The organism is Aeoliella straminimaris (assembly GCF_024054565.1).
GTDB lineage: Bacteria > Planctomycetota > Planctomycetia > Pirellulales > Lacipirellulaceae > Aeoliella > Aeoliella straminimaris.
The window spans coordinates 267,161-288,923 of sequence record NZ_JAMXLR010000036.1 but is presented as its reverse complement, the minus strand read 5'-3'; the positions used below and the strand labels follow the sequence as shown (position 1 = coordinate 288,923).

General features: G+C 55.4%; 14 protein-coding genes. 8 read left to right on the top strand and 6 right to left on the bottom strand.

The window, feature by feature from the left end:
- Nucleotides 1-11: 11 nt before the first annotated feature.
- Together NG895_RS10470 and NG895_RS10465 are read right to left on the bottom strand one after the other, a co-directional pair.
- Nucleotides 12-896 (bottom strand): PEP-CTERM sorting domain-containing protein, encoded by an 885-nt coding sequence (locus tag NG895_RS10470; RefSeq protein WP_252852433.1) that lies wholly within the window; start codon nucleotides 894-896, stop codon nucleotides 12-14.
- Nucleotides 897-1,785: 889 nt separating this feature from the next.
- Nucleotides 1,786-2,835, bottom strand: a complete 1,050-nt coding sequence (locus NG895_RS10465) for a glycoside hydrolase family protein (protein ID WP_252852432.1) — start codon at nucleotides 2,833-2,835, stop codon at nucleotides 1,786-1,788.
- A 1,018-nt stretch (nucleotides 2,836-3,853) separates the two neighbouring features.
- Between NG895_RS10465 and coxB the strand changes: the two genes are divergently transcribed.
- The 7 genes from coxB to NG895_RS10430 are packed head-to-tail and all read left to right on the top strand — an operon-like array spanning nucleotide 3,854 to nucleotide 11,725.
- On the top strand, nucleotides 3,854-4,801 hold the full coding sequence (gene coxB, locus NG895_RS10460) for a cytochrome c oxidase subunit II (protein WP_252852431.1): 948 nt from the start codon (nucleotides 3,854-3,856) through the stop codon (nucleotides 4,799-4,801).
- Nucleotides 4,798-7,026: a cytochrome c oxidase subunit I gene (gene ctaD / locus NG895_RS10455; RefSeq protein WP_252852430.1), complete on the top strand. Its 2,229-nt coding sequence runs from the start codon at nucleotides 4,798-4,800 to the stop codon at nucleotides 7,024-7,026. Before coxB ends, ctaD begins: the two co-directional genes overlap by 4 nt.
- Nucleotides 7,023-7,853: a cytochrome c oxidase assembly protein gene (locus NG895_RS10450; protein WP_252852429.1), complete on the top strand. Its 831-nt coding sequence runs from the start codon at nucleotides 7,023-7,025 to the stop codon at nucleotides 7,851-7,853. Before ctaD ends, NG895_RS10450 begins: the two co-directional genes overlap by 4 nt.
- 10 nt (nucleotides 7,854-7,863) lie before the next feature.
- Nucleotides 7,864-8,079, top strand: coding sequence for a hypothetical protein (locus NG895_RS10445; protein ID WP_252852428.1), 216 nt, complete (start codon nucleotides 7,864-7,866; stop codon nucleotides 8,077-8,079).
- Nucleotides 8,069-8,602 (top strand): QcrA and Rieske domain-containing protein, encoded by a 534-nt coding sequence (locus tag NG895_RS10440; protein ID WP_252852427.1) that lies wholly within the window; start codon nucleotides 8,069-8,071, stop codon nucleotides 8,600-8,602. The genes NG895_RS10445 and NG895_RS10440 overlap by 11 nt, the downstream gene beginning before the upstream one ends.
- Nucleotides 8,603-8,656: 54 nt before the next feature.
- The gene (locus NG895_RS10435) at nucleotides 8,657-10,096 is read left to right on the top strand and encodes a cytochrome b N-terminal domain-containing protein (RefSeq protein ID WP_252852426.1); all 1,440 of its coding nucleotides are present in this window, start codon (nucleotides 8,657-8,659) and stop codon (nucleotides 10,094-10,096) included.
- Between the two features lie 36 nt (nucleotides 10,097-10,132).
- Nucleotides 10,133-11,725, top strand: a complete 1,593-nt coding sequence (locus NG895_RS10430) for an FMN-binding glutamate synthase family protein (RefSeq protein WP_252852425.1) — start codon at nucleotides 10,133-10,135, stop codon at nucleotides 11,723-11,725.
- Nucleotides 11,726-12,006: 281 nt separating this feature from the next.
- Here NG895_RS10430 and NG895_RS10425 read toward each other — a convergent pair whose 3' ends face one another.
- The 3 genes from NG895_RS10425 to NG895_RS10415 form a co-directional block, all read right to left on the bottom strand.
- Nucleotides 12,007-12,618, bottom strand: coding sequence for an EF-hand domain-containing protein (locus NG895_RS10425; RefSeq protein WP_252852424.1), 612 nt, complete (start codon nucleotides 12,616-12,618; stop codon nucleotides 12,007-12,009).
- 41 nt (nucleotides 12,619-12,659) lie between these two features.
- A complete protein-coding gene (locus tag NG895_RS10420) occupies nucleotides 12,660-13,709 on the bottom strand; it encodes a DUF1559 domain-containing protein (protein ID WP_252852423.1) in 1,050 nt (349 codons plus the stop codon).
- A 206-nt stretch (nucleotides 13,710-13,915) separates the two neighbouring features.
- Entirely contained in the window at nucleotides 13,916-18,106 is a 4,191-nt protein-coding gene (locus NG895_RS10415) for a PEP-CTERM sorting domain-containing protein (protein ID WP_252852422.1), read from the bottom strand.
- Nucleotides 18,107-18,581: 475 nt separating this feature from the next.
- Between NG895_RS10415 and NG895_RS10410 the strand changes: the two genes are divergently transcribed.
- On the top strand, nucleotides 18,582-19,640 hold the full coding sequence (locus NG895_RS10410) for an AraC family transcriptional regulator (RefSeq protein WP_252852421.1): 1,059 nt from the start codon (nucleotides 18,582-18,584) through the stop codon (nucleotides 19,638-19,640).
- A 193-nt stretch (nucleotides 19,641-19,833) separates the two neighbouring features.
- Here NG895_RS10410 and NG895_RS10405 read toward each other — a convergent pair whose 3' ends face one another.
- Nucleotides 19,834-21,696 carry a leucine-rich repeat domain-containing protein gene (locus NG895_RS10405; protein ID WP_252852420.1) on the bottom strand — a complete coding sequence of 621 codons (1,863 nt, stop codon included), beginning with the start codon at nucleotides 21,694-21,696 and terminating at the stop codon, nucleotides 19,834-19,836.
- Between the last annotated feature and the right edge of the window lie 67 nt (nucleotides 21,697-21,763).

The following is a 21,763-nucleotide window of genomic DNA, read 5'->3' as shown; positions in this document are numbered from 1 at the left end:
GCAAGTTGTAATTACGAACGATGTCGCTTCATCACGACGGCGACTCCCAACACGGCCACTCCCAGCATTGCCAGACTCGCCGGTTCAGGAACTGCGGAGTTGGACAGGAAATCCAAATTGATACCTTCCAGCGAACCACCCTCCTGCAGGAACGCGGTCTTCCACTGACGGAAATCAGCAAAATCAATGAAGTCGTTGTCCACCAGGTCGCCGCTAGTACGATCCGCTTGCACCGTGCGGTAGTTCTGCAGGATCGGAGTTAGATCATCGATATCAACGATGCCATTTCCCGTCGTGTCGCCGGGTATCGGCTGCGACGAGCCCAAGGCAGCCGTGATACTGAGGTTGTACCACCCTAGAGAACGCGTGTTGGAGTTCGACTTCGACACGTTGATGGAGAAAGTAGGATTCTCTCCAAAGTGGTCGCCAGAGATGTCATTGTCGAAGGTGATATCGGGATCGATGGTAACGTCGCCGATCAACTGGCGGGAATCTGTATAGGTTCCACCACCCCCAAGAGGGGCTGACAACTCGATATCCCAGTCCCACGTTCCACCCGAGCCCACGGTCGGGACGATGCGAGTGGTCGAAAGTGACAGGTCGGTGATCACCTCACCAGGATCCAGCCCTGTAATGGCGATGGACCAGGTTTCGTCAATGGCACTACTACTACTTTCGGTACGGAAGTAATACCTGTCCTCCCGCAAGTCCCTAATGGAATAGCCAGAAATAGTGACGGTGAAGTCTCCTACGTCCGGGTCGCTCACGAGGTAGCTGGTCTCCTCGTCCGCCTCGGTGGTAACACTATTGTTCGCCGCCATCGCACCATTGTGGGCAATCACGGCAACTAGCGAGTAGCTCGCGAAGACTGCTATGAGATACTTGTGCCTAATCATCATTATTCCATCACAAAGTTAAAAAGGTGGAAAGCACGGAGTGACGCATCAGTAGGCTGTTCAGATCAAATCGGAATTACCTTTCAGCGTATTACCAAGCCTATCTATTTGGGTGTTACGGCAACGAATCAGCGGGGTGACGGCTGTACTGCGAGACGCAAGAAACTCAGCTGGGTTCTTCCTCTCAGCGCAAGCGCACGATCTGTGGTAATTGAAGGCACAGCCAAGCAACAAACATCAAATCGCTTTGACGTATGGGAGCGATACATAGCGCGCAGAATTAGATGGCATAGATAGCTCGAACATCGCTACCGAAACCGCATTGCACATCGAAGCCGTTGACGACAATGCAATAGATGTGAACACGGGTTTACCCATCAACGCCGCCTCTACGCAAAGGGATCTATCCCCAAACGCCCGTTGCATTCACCATCAAGGCAAATACCAGACGGAGCGGTAACTCATCGAGCGCAGCCACACACGCGAAACCGTCAAAGCTGTCGAATTACCTCACCGGACACTGCAAATCTGGCGGTTCAGCTTAAAAACGCCCACCGCCGAGGGCTTAGTTCTGGGTCCATGAATATTGGCCCGAAAAGGGTTACTGCCTGTCTCGCCTAATAGACACATATTGTAACGATAGCTAAAGCCATGCCACTGCTATTTCTTGCAAAGAATTACTCCATTTACGCAATTCAGCGATCACTGCTAGCGACCGCTACCGGCCTTGCTTCGGCATACGTTTCTGCGGTTCGCGATCAAGACGCAAGGCGTATGGGATCTCGACTGCCACCCACGTCCAACCTGGTTGCCTGAGTCGCCAACGGTCACTTGCGGCGCAGTGGAACCTCAAACGTAAGCAGAGATTCGGATAATTCTTCCGTGGTGTTCATTCATCGGATAAAGAGAACACAAACCCGGAACTCGTGTTGAATTTGCCCCCCTGCGATGCACCAAACAGATGGGTCGGACGTCCCCCCTGAAAAAGAAGTTGAGGCCTTTCGAGTCGTCCATATCTCTTGAGGTGCTTTGGTTGTGGCGGCTGATCGACGTAGTAACTTAGTTCGCGAAAAGCAATCTGTGGCTTCGACCAATGCAAGCCGTCGCGAGATTCCATGTAGAGCCCGACCTCATGACTGAACACACCCATATCCCGCGCAATCATCTTGAACACGCCGTCCTGCAGCCAGACGTAAGCGTCCTCGCACTGACGGTTCTCTCCAAGCCCTGAGAAATCGACCAGTGGATTTTCGGCGGACTTGGCATAGGGGCCTGCGTAGTCCGGTGCAATCGCTACACCATATTTGCGGTTCCCACGAACTGGTGGTTGATCGTTCAAGTAGTCAGCTGTGTTCCACGATTTGTAGTACAACCAGCTCTCACCGTTTGGATGACGAATGTACGAGGGATTCGTGGTGCAGTGATCGTCCCATGCGCCCTCCGGGCCTGGCTCAAGCAGAGGTTTTTCCTGTCGACGCCAGGGCCCAGAGAGCGAATCGGCAGTCGCCAGGCCGACGCGCTTCGTGTTGGTCTTGCCGTTGGAGTTACCCATGTAGAACAGGCAGTACTCATCACCGATCTTTTGGACGTGAGGGTTGTGGCATGTGGTCGCATCCCAATAGCCTTCGCCGCGGGGAGCTATCGCGACGTCCATCGTCTCGTAAGGTCCTGCCGGCGTGTCGGCCGTGGCGTGAGCGATTTCGCAGCAAGTAATCCAACCTCCCATCCCCTTACCCTGCGGCCAACGCGAATAAAAGACATGCACCTTGCCATCATCTCCCATGATGGGAGTGTTGCACCACACGTAGTATCCCTCAACTTCGAGGATTCGACCGATGGGCTGCAGCCTGTAGCAGAAGTCCGACACGACCTCCTCTGAAAAGCCTGACTCCTTCTCTTGCGAGAATAAGCTGTGGACTGGGCTGACAAATGCAGCCATGGCTGCTATCGACTGTAGGAAGGTCCGTCGCTGCATCGCTAGATTCTCCCGATAAGTGCCATCGTTCTGGCTTGGGCCGACCGCCTTGCCGATCGCGCCACAGCCCGCGGTGAGTGAGAAGCGGGCGACAACGTCCCACCAAGTGGTTCACTTGCGCTGCTTGCAGCAAATCTCGGCTGCATACAGTAGTGGATCAGAACGCATCGTCCCCGTTCGTTGTAATCCAGACCTGGACGGACTACCACCCAGCACGTAGGCCAATACCGCGACTTCTATCGGATTAATCTCTGCTGAATCAGCCGTGGGGCGAAAGCCGCCGGAACTTCGAGCCGCCATCGGGTTAGTACCCAATCGCGGCGACGGCCGGCATTGCGTTGCTAAAGGCACTCGGACGTACAAAGCTCCACAGCGAGTCCTGCAACAAGCAGAGATGGCACGCAATTCGAACCTCAGCACCGGCTACGAAGTAGCAACTAGCCTTGCGGCACGAGCACCGACTTGGCAAGTATCCACCCCGCCCAAGCAAGCTGTTCGGCAAGATGATTCAATAGCCACGGGCAAGAGCGCCGCGATGTTGCAGAATCGACTCCCGGCCTGCGATGCTTGTCGGCTCACAGCACTCACCAGGGGAATCGGCGCTCAAAGACATACTTCATCCTGGAACTACGCTGGAGGATAGATCTACACCAAGTCTCAATCGCACCTACCAATCTGGGCGTTGCTGAGCCGACGTATCGAGAGCAAGTGAAACGAACAAGCAGCGCGGCTGGCTCTTTTCAAATTCACTTTTACCACCGGTCCCCCTTATGCCAGCGATACAGTTAGCCAAGAACACATAGCCTGCGTGTCAAGATCAATCTAACAAGGGAGAACCAACACGCAAAAAAGTGTCCATTTTCTTTGATATTTTGAGCGACGCGTTCTTGACGAGCCGCTAGCTTGACCGGTTTAATTCAGGGGCAACCAATCGCTTGGGTTCCTCCGCCAGCAGACACCCACTTGCCCGTAAAGGGAGGGCATGTCTGATCTTCCTGTACTACAGCCTGAATCGCCCCAAGCTCAGGCGATGTACGAAGTCTTTATGCAGGTGGTGTGGATCAGCGCCGCCATTTTCTTCATCGTTACCGGTCTGATCGTCATTGCGATCATTCGAGGGCGAAAGCGCACCGAGCTCCCCAAGCAGGATTTTGGCAACCACCGAAGAGAAATCTTCTGGATGGTTGGCCCTGTGCTGGTCGTTTTGTGGCTGCTCGCCATCAGCACCAAGCTCATTCTCACCATGAATGCGGTGCCCAAAGTGCATCCCCCCCGCGATGCGAAGGCGGACGAAGAGCTGACCGTTGTTGCCCACCAATGGTGGTGGGAGATTATCTACAACGGATCCGGCATAACCAGCGCAAACGAAATCCATATCCCAACCAATAAACAGATCCGAGTCAAACTTCGATCAGCCGATGTGGTCCACTGTTTTTGGGTCCCTCAGTTGGCTCGAAAAATGGACGTCATCCCAGGCCGCGACAACTATATTTGGCTCGAAGCCGCCAAACCGGGAGTCTATCAGGGGCTTTGCTCGGAATACTGCGGCACGCAACACGCGTGGATGAACTTTAAAGTCTACGCCCACAGTCCAGAAGAGTACGAAGCCTGGCTGACGGATCAATCAGCACAGCCTAGTGACTCCGCCAGTGCGGACGCAGCTGCGGGCAAGCAGCTTTTCTTTTCGTATACCTGCGTCAACTGCCACACGATTCGGGGCACCGAAGCAACGGCTTCCATTGGCCCCGACCTGACCAATATCGCCCTCCGCAAGGAACTCGGAGGCGGCGTACTGGAGAACTCTCCCGAAAACCTTGCCCGCTGGCTCAAGAACCCACAAGAATTCAAACCCGGCAGCAAGATGCCCGACTTCAACCTGACGGATAAACAGGTTAAACAACTCGTCGCCTATCTGGACTCTCTGAAGTGAGCACGGAAGTCGTTCAGCAATACGAAACGGCCAAAGCAGACTCCAACTGGGGCCTGCTGTCGTGGTTTGCGTCGGTCGACCACAAGCGCATCGGCCTTCTATACATGCTGCTGGCGGTGTTCTTTCTGGTGATTGGTGGCGTTGAAGCCCTGTTGATTCGGGTGCAGCTAGCGGTGCCCAACAACACGTTCCTGTCACCGCAATTCTTTAATCAGCTTTTCACCATGCACGGAACGACCATGGTGTTTCTCGTGGGAATGCCGGTGTTCACCGGGTTCGCCAACTACTTGATCCCGCTGATGATCGGCGCAAAGGATGTCGCGTTCCCCCGCTTGAACGCCATGAGCTTCTGGATGCTGCCATTCGGGGCAGTGCTGCTGTACTGGAGTTTTTTGACCGGCTCGGCACCCGATGCGGGTTGGTTCTCGTACGCCCCGCTATCCACCAAGCCCTACAGCTCGCTACCTGGTGTCGACTATTGGATCATCAGCCTTGCCGTGATGGGCATCGGCTCCGTGGCGGGTGCCATCAACATAGCCGCCACGGTGATCTGTTGCCGAGCGCCCGGCATGAGCCTGCAACGTGTGCCGCTGTTCGTCTGGATCATGTTGATGCAGGCAATTCTGATCCTGATCACGATCCCTCCTCTCAATTCGGCGTTGGCCATGCTGCTGATCGACCGCTGGTTGGGGGCCGCATTCTTCGAACCTGCTCGTGGAGGCTCGGCGCTGTTGTGGCAACATTTCTTCTGGATGTTTGGCCATCCAGAAGTCTACGTGTTCGCACTACCTGCCTTTGCGATGGTTTCCGAGGTGATTCCGGTCTTCTCTCGCAAGCCAATCTACGGTTACGCCTTTGTCGCCGGTTCTTCGTCGGTCATTGTGCTTCTCAGCTATGGGGTTTGGGCCCACCATATGTTTGCGGTTGGCCTAGGCATGGGAGCGAACATCTTCTTTGCGGCGGCCACTTTGCTGATCGCCATTCCCACGGGCATCAAGATATTCAACTGGACCGCAACGCTGTGGGGCGGCTCGATTCGCTGCACGACAGCCATGCTATTCGCTATCGCCTTCCTGGTTCAATTCGTGGTCGGTGGCTTAACGGGCATCATGTTCGCCACGGTGCCGATCGATTGGCAGTTGACGGATACCTATTTTGTCGTAGCTCACTTTCACTACGTGCTGATCGGCGGAATCGTCTTTGCATTGTTCGCAGCCACCTACTATTGGTTCCCCAAGATCACCGGCAAGATGCTCGATGAGCGATTGGGCAAGATTCAATTCTGGCTGTGGGTGATTGGGTTCAATGGCACGTTCGGCGTGCAGCACTTCCTCGGCTTCATGGGCATGCCGCGCCGCGTCTACACGTACGCCGACCATCCCGGCTGGGCAACATTGAACGCCATCTCGTCGGTTTCTGCATTCTTCATGGCAGCAGGCACCCTTGTGCTGGTGTGGAATGTAATCTCCAGCCTGCTCCGTGGATCAACGGCTGGAGCCAATCCTTGGGACGCGTTCACATTGGAATGGTTCACAACCTCTCCACCGCCGGTAGAGAACTTTGAATCGCTGCCGGAAATCAAGAGTCGCCGCCCCGTGTGGGACGCCAATCATCCGGAACAAGCGGACTGGAAAACCTCTACAACTCCCGCGGACAACGGACACCGCCCGGATAAAGCAAAGACCAGTGCCTGGGCGTTTGTCGTTTCCGAGGCAATCTTCTTTATTCTGTTGCTCGTGGCCTACGTGGTATTCAATGCCCGCGTCGAGGACGCTAGTGGTCCGACATCGGAAACGGCCTTGAATGTGCTGCGTACGGGCATATTCAGTGTGTTCCTGCTCTCCAGCAGTGTGTCGTTCTGGTTAGCAGAGCGGCACCTGAGTCGTGGAGACACGACCGGATTTCGCAAGTATCTGGCGATGACGATTTTGCTCGGTGTGGTTTTTCTTGTCGGACAGGCGATCGAATACAACGAGTTGATTCAGGATGGCGTTACGATCAACCGCAATCTATTCGCCTCTACTTTCTTCACCGTCACCGGGTTTCATGGCCTGCACGTTACAGGAGGCTTAGTCGCTCTAAGTATTATGCTGCTCATGGCTCGCAAGGGATACCTAACGCCCAAACGCTCCAAGGTATTTGGAGCCATTGGGGTCTACTGGCACTTTGTCGATGTGGTGTGGATAGCCGTGTTCACCATCATCTACCTGGGATTCTTGCAATGATTTGGGATCATGCACTCTGGCACTGGACGTCTCTCGCGTGGCTGGTTGCGCTGGTATGGGTCGCGTTGTACCTCATCGTGTTTCGCCGCGCAGCCGTCCACGGACTGAGGAGTCTTGTCCTCGGGGCGTCGCTGATGGTACTGGCGTTCGTCTCGCCCATTGGCGTGTTGGCCGATGGCTATCTGTTTAGCGCTCACATGGTGCAACACCTGCTATTGTTGCTCGTGATTCCCATGTGCTTACTATTGAGTTTACCTAAAGAGAAGATGGCGCAGTGGTTTGAGAACGCTCGCCTGGACCGCGCCGGCCGCATGCTGTCGCACCCCGTGCCGGGTTGGGTTTGTGGCGTGGGGGCGATGTGGCTTTGGCACGTTCCGGTGCTGTGTTCCGCCGCAACGCAGAACGCCGGAATCGGGTGCCTCCGCGATACTTCGTTTTTGTTAGCTGGCCTGGCATTTTGGTGGCCGATCTTCGCGCCGGTTCAGCGATACCGCTTGCCTCCACTCAGTGGTATCTCCTATCTGTTTTCTGCCTGCATTGGTTGCACCCTGCTGGGAATCTACATAACCTTCACCACCATTACGGTTTGCCCAGCCTTCGCCAATCCGGTCGATCGATTGCACGTACTCACGTCACTCTACGATGCCGGACTAACACCAGCCATCGACCAACAACTCGGTGGACTGCTGATGTGGGTGCCGCCGTGCAGTCTGTACGTGGGCGTGATCATCAGCCTGCTGTGCCGATGGTACTCGAACACCGAAACCGTCACGCCGCCCGAGTCCCCAGGCGGTTACGGTCGCCCCTTCAGCACCTCGGCAAAGTGAGCTTAACGTCATGACCAACGAGCCAAGTACTGCGACAGCCCTGGACGAAGTGGCCCCTGACCCAACCTACGTGCCCGTGGCCATGGCAATGGGCATTGCCCTGCTGGTATGGGGGATTCTTACCCATTGGGTCATGTCGTTGTCGGGTTTCGCACTGTTCGTGTGGGCCCTGTGCACTTGGATGAGCGAAATTTGCGAACAGTGGAGCCGACAAGATGAATCATGATTCGGCCGAAACCCCGGCAGAATGCCCCGACGAGGAAGTCTCCCGGCGTTCATTTTACGCCAAAGTATCCGTGGCTCTATCAGTCGCCATCGGTGCGATGATGGTGGTGCCTGGCCTGGGCTTTATCCTGGCCCCCGTCTTCCGCAAGCCTCCACGCAAATGGCGGACGGTCGGCAAGCTTGATCAGTTTAAGGTTGGCTCCACGTCTCTGGTCAATTTCGAAGATGCCACGACGGTTCCCTGGGCAGGCGTGACCGCCAAGACCGGGGCCTGGCTGCGGCGTGTAGACGACTCAACTTTCATCGCCTTTTCGATCAACTGTCGCCATCTCGGCTGTCCGGTTCGCTGGGTGAATGACGCCGAACTGTTCATGTGCCCCTGCCATGGAGGAGTCTACTACAAGGATGGAACCGTGGCAGGCGGTCCTCCTCCCAAACCTCTAAAGCGACTGGCCGTGCGGGTACGCAACCAAGACGTTCAGATCGAAACCGGCCCCGTCCCTCTGACGACCACGAAGGTATAAACGCCCGTGTTTCCCTGGAATCATCGCCAACCGCACGCCGAAGTTCTCTAATCTATGGCCAGACAACTGCTACGAAACATGGGAAAATGGCTCGACCAGCGGTCGGGCTTTTCGGACTATGTTGTACCACTGCTGACGCACATCGTTCCCCGCGATGCCCGTTGGTGGTACGTATTCGGCAGTGCGACTCTGACGGCGTTCTTTGTACAAGTGGTGACCGGAATCTGCCTGGCCATGACCTATGTTCCAGGTGGCGACGAAGCTTACGAAAGCTTGATGTACATCACCAACACGGCGCCGCTGGGCAGCATCGTGCGTGGTATGCACTACTACGGCGCCTCGGCAATGGTGATGCTGGCCGTGATTCACATGCTGCAGGTCTACCTGCATGCCACCTACAAGTACCCGCGCGAGCTAAACTGGATGAGTGGCGTGGTCGTCCTGTTCGTCGTACTGGGCATGGCTTTCACCGGCCAGTTACTCCGGTGGGACGCTAACGGAGTGTGGTCGGTGGCCGTCGCCGCAGAGATGGCCGGCCGTGCGCCGATTGTAGGCCCCTGGATTGCCGAGTTCATCATGGGAGGAACCACGGTAGGCGGTTCCACATTAACCCGATTCTTCGCGATCCATGTGTTCGTGCTTCCGGGCCTGATTTTCGCCGGGGTCGGGCTGCACTTGCTGCTGCTCTTCCGTCATGGCGTGTCCGAAATGCCCAATCCCGACCAACCGGTCGATCCAGAAACCTATAAGGAAGAGTACGAGAAACGACTGAAAAAGTCGGGTGTGCCCTTCTGGCCCAACGCAATGTGGCGGGACGTCGTCTTTTCCACGGTCATCGTTGGTGTGATTCTCGCATGCGCTGTCTTCATTGGCCCACCGGCACTGGATCATCCACCGAATCCCAGCAGCATCGAGGCGAACCCGATGCCGGATTGGTACTTCTGGTGGTACTTCGCCGTACTCTCGCTGCTACCAGCCAGTTTAGAGACCTGGGTCATCCTCGGCGCCCCTGTCGTCGGATTTCTGGTGCTCTTTCTGCTCCCTTTAATTTCAAACAGGGGACACCGAGCTCCAAGCAAACGTCCTTGGGCAATTGGGATCGTGATTGCGTCCTTCACAGGTATACTTGTGCTGACCATTTACGGATACCACGAACCGTGGTCGCCCGACTTTGGTGTCAAACCCCTAACCAAGGAAGTCGTTGGCACCGATAGTGGCCCTATCGCTCGCGGTGCCGCGTTGGTGCACTCCAAGGGTTGTTTGTATTGCCACGACATCGACGGCCACGGCGGTCACCGTGGCCCGGAACTTTCGGATATTGGCCAACAACTTACGCGCGAAGATATGATCATTCGCATCAATAACGGCGGATACAATATGCCTGCGTTTGCGGGCTCTGTAACAGCAAAAGAGTTGACCGACATAGTCGATTTCCTGCAAACTCGGCGCGATGACGACTCCATACCTCCGAAGCGAACAACACAATCTCCATGACCCGCCGGTTGACTTTGCGGACCAGGAAAACAATCCATGCGTTTCATTCCGTTCTATCTCAGTATTCTCCTGACCGCGCTGTTTGTTGCGTTAGGTAGCTTGGTTTCCCCATGGTGGTTTGTGGGTGCCGCGATTTGTGGTCCGGTGGCACTGCTTGGTGTGTACGACGTGCTTCAGGAGCGTCATAGCATCTTGCGCAACTACCCGGTGGCGGCCCATTTTCGGTTTCTCTTCGAGATGATCCGACCGGAAATCCATCAATACTTTATCGAAGACGACACGAGCGGGCGTCCCTTCAATCGTGATGAACGATCGTTGATCTACGAACGCTCGAAGAACATTGAAGGCCTGAAGCCATTCGGAACCGAGTTGGACGTCTATTCGGACGAGTACGAATGGAGCCCCCACTCCATCGCTCCAACGGTGAAGAGCAGCGAGAGCTTTCGCACCCTTGTTGGCGGCCCTGGGTGTACTAAACCCTATTCCTGCTCGCTGCTGAATGTCTCGTCAATGAGCTTTGGTGCCATCAGCCCAAATGCCATTCTCGCACTGAACACAGGTGCAAAAAAAGGTGGCTTTGCCCATTGGACCGGAGAGGGCGGCTTCAGTCCTTACCACAGAAAGCCGGGCGGAGATGTCGTTTGGCAAATCGGTACCGGCTACTTCGGCTGCCGTAACGACGATGGTACCTTTAACGCCGACCTGTTTGCAGAGCAGGCAAGTGATGATCAGGTTAAGATGATCGAGATCAAGATCTCTCAAGGAGCCAAGCCGGGGCACGGTGGTGTCTTGCCAGCCGCCAAGATCACCCAGGAGATCGCCCAGACGCGTAAAGTGCCCATGGGGCAAGACTGCGTGTCCCCTCCCGGCCATTCCGCGTTTCACACGCCACGCGAACTATGCGAGTGGGTGCAACAACTGCGCGAACTCTCCGGCGGAAAACCGGTCGGTTTCAAACTCTGCATCGGGATGCCCCATGAATTTCTTGCCATCTGCAAAGCGATGCTAGAAACGCGCCTGCTGCCCGACTTTATCAACGTCGACGGCGGAGAGGGCGGTACGGGCGCGGCTCCGCTGGAGTTTTCCGACAGCATGGGCACGCCCTTGGTCGAAGGCCTGGTGCTGGTGCACAACGCTCTGGTCGGTTGCGGTCTTCGTGATAAGATCAAGATCGCTTGCGCCGGCAAAGTCAGTTCCGCAGCGGACATGATTCGTAACATCGCCATTGGCGCGGATTGGTGCAACGTCGCCCGTGGGTTCATGATGTCGGTGGGATGCATTCAGGCCCAGGCTTGCCACACTAACGCCTGCCCAGTCGGTGTCGCCACCCAGGATCCACATCGCTTTCGGGCTTTGAATGTCGCCGACAAGTCCGAACGGGCCTTTCGGTTTCACAAAAACACCATGGAAACGTTGACTGAAATGGTAGCCGCGATGGGGCTGACAAGTCCCGACGAGCTAGAGCCAGCTCACGTTTACAAACGAACGGGCCCCACCCAGGTCATGTCGTACGAAGAAGCCTACGAATTTCTTTCCGTCGGCGATCTGCTCGATGGCAACAGCGGACATCCGCTACTCGACAGGAGCTGGCGACACGCATCGGCCGACACCTTCCGAGCTCAGGCTTAGGGCGCCTCCACCGGCGACTCAAGGCGTGGTTGGCCAGGTAGTTGCTCATTCAGAATCGCCAACCAATACCAGCGCTGGAAAAAAGTTGGGCGACTGATCGTTTATCCCGTACGGCCCAGAAACTGAACCGATCTGTGAACCACTAGAGTTCTGGGAGTTGCGAGCCCCGCCGAGACTAGAATTCGGTCAACATCAGCAGTCGAAGCGGATCAGTTGTGTGGTCCGCTTCGGCCTCCTACAGCCCCGGCGTCGCAAACTCGCCGCGATGGTGTGAACGGGTATTACTGTTTACGGGCCGAAGTCAGATCAAAGGTCGGGCTCACGCCTGTTCGCGAGTCCGGATCAACTTCATGGCCGAACTTGGTGGTGTTGCTTCCGGAGTCGATGGTTACTTCGTAGAGGCCGATGTGCATCACCGGCTTTCCTTTCAATTCATCGGGGAGCCGGTCGTCGGCCACAGCGATGAGGGCGACTCCTGACGAATCCGTCACTCCACTGGCTGGCTCCAAAACAGATTCCATGAAGGGTGCTGGTTCGAAAACGACGCGGGCGTTGCTCACTGGGGACCGCCCTTTCGTCACCGTGCAAGAGACGTTGGTAAGAATCACGCCGTCCTTGAACAGTTGCTCGATCCTCGCAAGGAGTTCGGCTTGGGAAATAGCACCATCGCCATCTGTGTCATAGGCGGAGAGTGAATCGCGGAGCGAGATACAGGACTCCAATTCCGCGGCATCTAGTTGGCCATCCCCATTGGTATCACTCTGCTGCATCGCCTGAGAAACTAGAGAGGAAGGAGATACCGAACGATTGAGGAAGTCTTGCTCCTCCGATCCACCACATCCGCATACAGCGGCGCAGGCCAAGATGACCATCCAAACAGTTTTGTATTTCAAGTAATGCATCTCCAAAATTTCGGGAAGGTGTCGGTCGGACGTTAGCGTCGACCACCTCCGTCTCGTTGAGGGTTGTAATACTGCTCAAAATCAACGGCGCCATCCTTGCGGTTGCAGGTGCCCCGGAATAGATAGGCGTCGATGTCGTAAGCAACGGAAGACACGCTGCCATCGCAGTAGGCCATCATCAACACACCCGAGTGGGCACTTCCAAATCGTGACACATCCGGCAATCCTTCCGTATCCTTGAGCGGAGGATAGTAGCCGTTTCGGTAATTGTCGTTGTTATAGCCTGTGCACCAGGTTTCGTTGTCACCGCCATCTCGACCGGTGATGTAATTCAAAGGGTTGAGGTACTTTTCACCACAATAGTAGGTTTTCGATGTGCCGTCGGTAATGTGACGTATGGCCACTTCGCTGCGGGCAAATGAGATTCCATTCAATTCAGAGACGCTGAGGCACGTACCTTTCTTCTTTCCAGTTTTGCCGTTACACCAATTAAAGTTCTCGGCCGCTCCCAGATTACTGGGGCCGGCGCCATACTCATTGTGCAATTGATCGCCGCAGTTTGCTGCGTAGTCACTTCGCCCGACAGTACCACCTCCAGAGAAGTTCGCCGCGTTGTAGGCGACAAAGTCGCCATCCACGGGTTTGGGGGCGACGGTGGTCTCTCGACGCGATGGACATCGGACCATATCTACCGGCTGCTGGACAACCTGCGTTGCTCCTACTTTTTGCTGCTGGGTTACGTTGTCTGGATCGCCATCGGAGGCTAGATCGTGCAGTTGGGTTTCTTCAATAAACGGCAACGTGGAATAAATCCATCCACCAGGCTGTCCCTCACCGGATCCGCGGTCGGCATCACCTACCCAGAAATACCCCCACCCTCCGGACGGAAAGAACCCAACCGTATCATGGTGGTTCTGCGCACCCAACGCCAATTGCTTCAGGTTATTTCTGCAGCTCTCACGGCGCGCCGCTTCGCGGGCCGCCTGAACCGCGGGTAGCAGCAGTGCAACCAAGATTCCTATGATGGCAATCACAACCAGCAACTCAACCAGCGTAAAGGCGGTCTTTCGTTTGACGAACATTGGTCGCTCCAGCAGGATTCTAGATTCGTTTACTTTTGGTGATCGCACCACAGATGCTACTGCTAATCTCAGTTATCTGCAGGCGGAAAATTCTCGAATACGCGCCGGATGTGTCTTGCTAGGCACTTCCAGCTTGTCCAACTCTTCCAACAGCCTCAATTGCTTACAATCGCAACTAGCTGTGCAGAGAGCCTACAACGCTCCTCTTACGCAATGCGTTTCTTCCAAATTGCGGCCACTACCGCCGCTAACGAAATCGTTACTAAAGTGCTTGGTTCCGGAACTGCCTGACCATTCAACAGTGCACCAAGATTCAGTGACCCCGCATTGGGGTGGTTCGCTTGCAGGATGGTCCAGTCGCTAAAGTCAACAACGCCGTCGAGGTTAAAGTCGCCTTTCTGCCACGTCTCGAAGTCACCAGCCGTAATGGTGTTATGGGCACCCTCGAATTCCTTGCGAGAACGCCAGTTGGAGATCAGGGCAGCAACGTCATCGCTGCTTGGATTCCCGAAGCCGGTACCGCTGACCACTCCGTCGAAGTTGGCGTCGCCTGGAATCAGCGCGGATCCACCCAGGCGGCTGGATACCTCCTCTGCGATCCAAGCATTGTCCTCCATCAGGTAAAAGGTGCCGTAGTCTTGTCCTGGAGGCGAAGTCGACACTCCAGAATTGTCGCCATACACGTACATTTCCAGATCGTCGATGGCACCATCAAAGTACTCGCCATACACGGGGGTTAAGCCGTCACCTTCAACTTCCGCGGCACCTACCGAAAGCACTCCAAATCGCGGCCCATCGACGAATCCTTCGGGGGGCAGTGTATCGGCATTGGCCGAAACGGCAATTCCGTTGACATAGACGACGGACATGAAGTCGCTGAAGTCGACGCCGGTCCCGAGTTCGGGCGCGTTGTCATCGCCCGACGTGTAGATGTGTTGCATAACGTGGTACCAGGTATCGCCTACAACATCGACCGTCGCTTCGATGTCAGTGTCATTGAGGTGACCCGAGTTGATCTGAGTCCACTTGCCATTGGCCGTGATGGCGACACCACCGGCCGTGACGGTGTCCATCGCGATCACCTGGCGTTCGGTGCCCAGCTTGGACCCGGCGTCTGGGTAAACCCACATCTGCATACCGCGAGCGCTGATATTGTCATAGTTGTAAGGATAGGGATTGCTTCCATTCGGATCGATTAGTGGCAAGTTGGGGGCATTCATCGTGTCGCCCAACTCCGTGGGACCAGCCAGAACATCAGGACGGTTCAGTGGCAACGGCGTGAACATGACATCGTCAACACCATCAAACTGAGCACCCAGAGTCGAACCGGCTCCAGGACGATCTAGCCCCGATGGCCCGACATTTACGTATTTGGGATCGCCAATCACTTCCAGATCAATCAAATCACCCGCACCAGGTGTACCCACACTGTCGTAGGTGAACATGTCAGAATTCTGTCCGACCGTTTGCCCAGCGGATGCGGTCTCTTCTTCACCAAACGTGTAGAGTCGGTCGATCGTGACGTTCGCCACTTGGGCGTTGGCCGAGTCGACACAAGTAAACCATACGCATGCCAATAGCGCTACACAGGAGATCGTTTTGCTATTCAAGTGAATCACGCGATTCGCTCCTTTGCTCCGATTCGTTGCAAGAAAGGCCATACCAAGTACGCTAAGGAATATCACAACGGACGTTGGTTCAGGCACGGCGCTGGAAGTGCTGAGGCTGCCACTTCCAGCGCTGGTGCCAAAGTTCTGCTTCCATAGTTGGTAGTCGCCGGCATCGACAACCCCACTACCATTGCCGTTTCCTGAGAGAACCAACTCGTCCGCACCGAGGTTGTTTCGCCAGACGGTATAGTCGGCAATATCTACTATGAGATCGTTATTGAAATCGCCTGGGAGGCCAACGTCAACGTAATCAACGATACCGCGGCGTGTACCGAGATTCACATCGTGGTAAGTGAATACCAAATCCTGGGTCCCACCTTTGAAAGCAGCGCCCAAGCCGAGCGTCGTACCACCGCCTGCCGTCAACGCCTCAGCGCCATTCAGTAGGAACTGTGACAGTCTCGAATCGTCGAGGTTTCCAAGTGTTTCCCAATCGCTGCCATCGTTAGTACCACTGCCGGCAGGGGACCAGCTGGTCTCGTCCAGCGACGAACTTTGGCTGGTGATTTCGAAGAAATCAATGCTGTAGTCTCTCGACGAATCGTTCAAAATCCTGGCGGTTCCGCCATTGGTGTTGATCTGCAGCGTTAGCAACTGCGGATTCAATTCCTCAACAATTTGGATGCCGTGCGTACCAACGTTGTTGGTGCCACGGGTAACGCCAATACCCAACGAGGGGCCACCGACATCCTCGAACAGGATGTAATTGGATGCCACCGCCTCTGCTTCGGTGGGTGCGGTGGCCTGAATGTAGTCCGCTGCGGAGTTGAAGGTGTCGACTCCCGTGTTGGTGCGGAACCACGTGTCTGTGGCACCGTCACCGTTCAGGGTCGCCTTGCCGGTGCGATCGTCGCCGTCTGATCCCACGTAGACGTAAACGTCGTAGAATTCGTAGGGTATGTTTTGGAAATCCACCGTTGCGGTAGGCTGAGCTGCCACCGCATCGAGATAGCCATCCATCAGGTTGCGATCCTGATCGGCGGCGCCAGTTGGACCGTTGGCCGTGGAGGAGTAAGTCTCGGCAGTCGACCAGGTAACGCTGGCCGAAGTTGGTGTTCCGCTATCGTTAAGAAGACTACCGACGGTCGCATTGTGGTCCGTCGCCGGAAAATTGCCGCCTAAGTTGTTCCAGTTGGACTGGGCAACAACGCCAGCCGAGCCGGTTACGTCGGGCCCCGTCGCCGCTGGGTCATTATCTGCCCGACCACCACGGAAGTTCACCCCAATCCCTACCGCGTCAGCATTCGAGGCAGCTACCAAAACCACCACCAGCATCGCTCCGGCTAATTGGCGACTTGCACGGCGGAGTCGGCGACCAGCGAGCAGGACGGTTGCTCCAGCAAACAACAACGCGAGAGCCGACGGCTCAGGAACGGCAGATCCGCCTATTAGGGCATCGAAAGCACCTGCGCCATTGGCGGCATCGTACAACGACTTGAACTGCAAGAGGTCCTGCAAATCGTTGTCACCGTCGCCATCGATGTCGCCTGACTGGTACGACTGAGCGATGCTCAATCCCGCCAAGTCTGCATAGTAGTTGTCGCGTTGAGTTGGCCAGTCGAGTGAGTCGATCTGCCCATCGAAATTGTAGTCGCCAATGTCGAAGCTAGCCTCCCCATTGCTTGAGTCCGAGTCGACGAACTCCAGAAGTCCGAATGTGGCGTCTGCTGCCCCCGTTACGAGATACTCGAAGATCGTGCCAGCTTCGCTCGGATACTGCGTCCACAGGCCATCGCCCAAGTTGATCGACTGACCATTGGCGATCACTCCGTTAGTCAATGTTGCTTCACTCAAATCGCTCGCCGTGCGTGCAATCTCTACCCAGCTATCGTCGCTGCTAATAGTGCCATCCTGGTCATAGTTTGAAGCGATTGACTTCCAGTTACCGCTCACCCAGCCACCTACGTCGGATAACAACCCCACGCCAGAGATGTTGACGTCATCTCCGGTGTTGTTGATCAGAGTCGTATCACCGGTGTCTCGGTCGATGGTTAGCTTCAAAGAGGGATCTGTGATCACTGCATCCAAGTCTCGAATGATCAATCCCGTGAGTGCGGCGCGGCCAGGATCGCCAACAGGCGATTGGGTAATGGTGACTGTGGAAGTGCCCGAAACGTCGTAGGTCCAATAGTTGCCAGTCTGAGTGCTGGTTAGCAGGCTCCAATTCTTACCTGTGGCTTCGAATGAATCGCCGATGCTGCCGTAAGCGTCAACGGATGTCGCCGCAGCTCCGCCAAATACCCAGGTACCGTTCACACTCATGTCCTGCGCGGTGACCACTTGTGCGCCTGCGGGATTTGCCTGATCAGATGCATAGAGGCCATAAACTCGATAGTTCGTGTAGGGAATCTGTGATAGCTCGACTGAGATGCCGTCACCGCCATCATCGAGATAACCAACAGAGAGTCTTGCTTCGTCACTGCCAGTTCCATCGCCGTTGTAATATGGATTGTTGGCCGACCAGGTAACGTCTGCAGTCGTAGTTGCACCACTACTGTCGATCAAGTCCAGAATGGTGCCGTTAGCTAAGTCGGGTTGGCCGTTGGTAGAATTCCAATAAGTACTATCAGTCAACAAAGGGCCAATCAGCTCGCCGCCCACAAACCCCTGGTTGGCTGAATTCTCGCTGAAATTCAGTGAGATGATCTGCGCCCTTGAAGGCACAGTCAATGACAGCAGCAAAACAATTCCGGCAGCAGCAAAAGTCAGTCGTTGCAAGTGAGTCATGGTTCGTCGAACTCCTAGGATTGATAGCCGAAACGACGCCGAGCAGATTCAGTCAAACAAGAGCAACAATACAGCGGCGCTGTCAAAGGCTGGCATCAGCATGCGATTGATAAGATGCTGTGGGGCAACACAACATAGCGAAGCTGCATGCGGCAAGGCGCATCTCATCTTCATTCTCATTGATAAGAGGGGAGCGAAAAGCTTAGTAACAAAAAGTCTCAATTACCTGATCATAATGGAAATGATAGTCGAGTGCACGGAGGGCCGATATGTATATTTGTAAAATACGACGGCAGTTGCGTGTTCTTTTTTCGACTAACCGCAGAGTAGATACTGGTTTCTGTGTACTGGAGGTGGAAAGGTGCAGCGCGGCCGAGACCCCCCCATTCGAGTAGCCTTTGTTGCTGAGCGAATGGATGACTTATCGTGCGGCTTTGCCGCGGGCGTCTGCAAAGGTGCTTCGCCGTCCCGAGGCATGATTGCGCGAGACTTTTTTCTAGATGGCTCCGAGTTATTCCGTACCCTCAGCGATTGGCAACCCAACGTCATTGTCTGTTTTATTGTGGATGACCTTGTCATAAATTTACGTGATCAGATTCCCCCAGAGGTACCCATAGTCAGCACTGCCCGAGTTCAGCAGCTCTCGAATACAGCAGTCGTCCTGGCCAGCGCAATCGAATTCTACTGCCAAGCACACCGCCTGTTTGACCAGCTTCAGGTAAATGAAGTGTGGCAGTTTGTCTTCGGCGGGGAACCAACGGGCCAGAGTTCTCAGCGGCAGTACCGCGAATATGCGGCAAGACACAATGTGGTTTATCACAGTCAGTGGGCACCCGAACCACAAACGCTCGTCGACTTGCACAAGTCAGTTGAAGTCGATCCCGATGTCGAGTTTTGGCTAAACCAACTCCCCAAGCCGGTGGGAATCTTTTCGCAGAACACACTTGCAGGGTGTTATCTGGCCCGGACTTGCGAGCTCATCGGACTGAAAGTCCCAGTAGATGTTGCCATCATCGGGTCAGACGGTTTTCAAGTCGCCACGTCAACGCATCCCCCCGTCACTAGCGTGCTCGTCCCGGCGCCAGAAATAGGCTTACGAGCCGTAGACATCGCCATCGAGATGCTCGAAACGGGGAGTGGCCCTTGTGAGCCCGTGATCATCGAAGGACTCACCATTCTTGAGCGAGCCTCTACAGGAGGTGGTTGCCGTGTTGATTGCGACATCGACGCCGCACTGCAGTTCATCGGCCAACATGCCTGCGAAGGAGTAAAGGTAAATGACGTTGTGGAACAGACCCAAGGCGTCTCTCGCATGACTTTCCATAAGAGATTCCTGGAGGTTGCTGGCATCACCCCTGGTGCAGCCATTCGAGAGCGTCGAATGCGTGAAGCTCGCTGGCTTCTGTCGCAAACCGACGTTGCTCCGGGCACCATATGTGGGCTTTGCGGTTACCGTGAGTACCCGCACTTCTACAAAGTGTTTCGGGCCTCCGAAGGCGTTAGTCCCACCCAATACCGCAATCTCGTAAAGTGAACGGGAAGCGCTTCGCAAGGCTTCACAAACCTACTGGGTGGCGATACCGACCGTACAGACTTTCTTGCGCAATGCAAAGTTCGAATGGAGCAATCGGCCGCTACCTGGTTCATTTTGGCCTGCTCCCCAAGAGCTGATCCATATGTTATGAGAGTCTCAACCGCCCGAGAGGGTCAGAAGGAGACTCAGGATGTCAGAGAAGCGAAAGAAGCGTCATTCGCCGGAGCAGATCGTGAGGAAGCTGCGTGATGCGGATGGTGATCAGGAAGACACGCAAGTGGTCACGCTGTTTCAACGAGGCTAGTCCTTCATCGGTAACTTGCGTGTTGAAGAGATACAACTTCTTTAGATTGGGCAAGCCGCTGAGCTTTTCCAGCCCTGCGTCGGTCACCTCGGTGTCACTAAGATCCAGCGACTCAAGTGCTTGCAGCTGGGAGAGTCCCAGCAATCCAGCATCGGTCACGGGCGTGGCTCTCAGTTCTAGCCACCTGATCCGAGACAGCCCTTGCAGTTGAATCAGTCCAGCGCCCGTGACCTGAGTGTCGTTAAGAGTCAGAAGTTCGAGTTGGCTCAACTTATCGAGCTGCGTGAGGCCGGCATCGGTGATGTGACAGCTGCTAAGATCCAGACGCACGAGATTCTCCAGACGACTCAGAGAGCCCAGCCCGGCGTCCGTGATCTGTGCATTGATCAGCGTTAGATCGCGGAGCTTGAGAAAACGACTGAGATGCTGCATGCCGGCGTCGGTGACCTGTGTATTCGAGAGATCCAATGACCTGAGATAACGCGAATCGATGTCTTTAAGCACCTCGAGCGCAGCGTCTGTCACACGGTCGCCTTCCAGGCGGATGGCAACGACAGTGCCGCGTGGTTCGGTCCTGGTAACGGAGGCCCCCAGTACATCCAGTCGCTGGACGGCAACCTCTGTCGCTTCGGCAGCCAAGGCTTCCTGCTCCCGCGTCGTGGCCCATCGAACTTGAGTGTCAGGCAGAGCGGCGCGCAAGTCGTCGACCGCCGCCGAGTCGATGCCGGTGTGCGACAGATCCAAGCTCCGCAGACCAGTGAGCCGCTTCAAGGGCTCCAACGCCTCGTCACCCAGATGACAAATGGTCAAGTCGACATCCCTCAACTGGTCTAGGTCTGCCAAGTACTCCAGTCCCGCACCCCGCACTTCGGTGCCATCGAGTGCGAGCCACTTCAGTGTCTTGATATCCCTTAGGTGCTGGAGACCGTGATCGGTAACTTGGGTACTGCTCAGAGCCAAGTAGCCTAGCTGACTTAGCTTCGCTAACTCCCGGAGCCCGTCATCGGTAATCTGAGTTCCACCAACCCACAGCGATGTCAGCCTATTGAGAGCAGCCAACGACGTCAGGCCCGCATTGGTGATCGGTGTCGAATCCAAGAAAAGGCTCTCGAGAGTCTCCAGACTCTGAAGGTATTTCAGTCCGCTGTCGTCCACTTGTGTGCCGGACAGACCAAGCGACCGCAGTCGGTGCAGCGTTTGCAGATACTGCATCCCGACGCTCGTGATAGGGGTATAGCTAAGTTCCAGCTCTTCAAGATGGGACAGTTTTCGCAAGTGTGCCAAACTTGCGTCGGTGATCTGGGTATGGGTGAGCGTTAACTTGCGAAGTTCTTTCAGTCCCGATAGGTGGGCGAGACCAGCATCCGTAACCCTGGTAAGGCTCAGGTCCAGGACACGGAGTTTGGTCATTCCCTTGAAGTTCACCAGGCCAGCGCCCCTGATCTGGTCGCCATAGAGTCGCAACTCCCTCAGTTCAGTAAGTCCCTTCAGATGGTCAAGTCCGGCATCGGTGATCTGTGCCCCACTGAGCGTTAACGATTCGAGCTTTCTCATCCCGCTTAGATGCACGAGTCCATCGTTTGTGACATCGATACCGCTGAGATTGAGACTCCGGAGCTCGGTTAGATCCTGCAAGTGAGCGAGGCCTGCGTCGGTGATGCCTGTGTCGCTAAGGTCCAGCTTCTGGAGGCGTGTAAGCCCTTTCAAGTGCATCAATGCCACATCGGTGACTTCCTCTTGTGCGAGATCCACTTCCTCAAGGCTCGTCAAACCTTCAAGGCGCTGCAGTGCTGCCTCTGCTCCCTTCCGGTAAATGCTG

Excerpts from the sequence above, each read along its gene's own strand:
- NG895_RS10470 (WP_252852433.1), bottom strand. The coding sequence starts at position 896 with ATGATTAGGCACAAGTATCTCATAGCAGTCTTCGCGAGCTACTCGCTA.
- NG895_RS10450 (WP_252852429.1), top strand. The coding sequence starts at position 7,023 with ATGATTTGGGATCATGCACTCTGGCACTGGACGTCTCTCGCGTGGCTG.
- NG895_RS10445 (WP_252852428.1), top strand. The coding sequence starts at position 7,864 with ATGACCAACGAGCCAAGTACTGCGACAGCCCTGGACGAAGTGGCCCCT.
- coxB (WP_252852431.1), top strand. The coding sequence starts at position 3,854 with ATGTCTGATCTTCCTGTACTACAGCCTGAATCGCCCCAAGCTCAGGCG.
- NG895_RS10430 (WP_252852425.1), top strand. The coding sequence starts at position 10,133 with ATGCGTTTCATTCCGTTCTATCTCAGTATTCTCCTGACCGCGCTGTTT.
- NG895_RS10465 (WP_252852432.1), bottom strand. The coding sequence starts at position 2,835 with ATGGCTGCATTTGTCAGCCCAGTCCACAGCTTATTCTCGCAAGAGAAG.
- NG895_RS10435 (WP_252852426.1), top strand. The coding sequence starts at position 8,657 with ATGGCCAGACAACTGCTACGAAACATGGGAAAATGGCTCGACCAGCGG.
- NG895_RS10410 (WP_252852421.1), top strand. The coding sequence starts at position 18,582 with ATGATTGCGCGAGACTTTTTTCTAGATGGCTCCGAGTTATTCCGTACC.
- NG895_RS10440 (WP_252852427.1), top strand. The coding sequence starts at position 8,069 with ATGAATCATGATTCGGCCGAAACCCCGGCAGAATGCCCCGACGAGGAA.
- NG895_RS10415 (WP_252852422.1), bottom strand. The coding sequence starts at position 18,106 with ATGACTCACTTGCAACGACTGACTTTTGCTGCTGCCGGAATTGTTTTG.
- NG895_RS10420 (WP_252852423.1), bottom strand. The coding sequence starts at position 13,709 with ATGTTCGTCAAACGAAAGACCGCCTTTACGCTGGTTGAGTTGCTGGTT.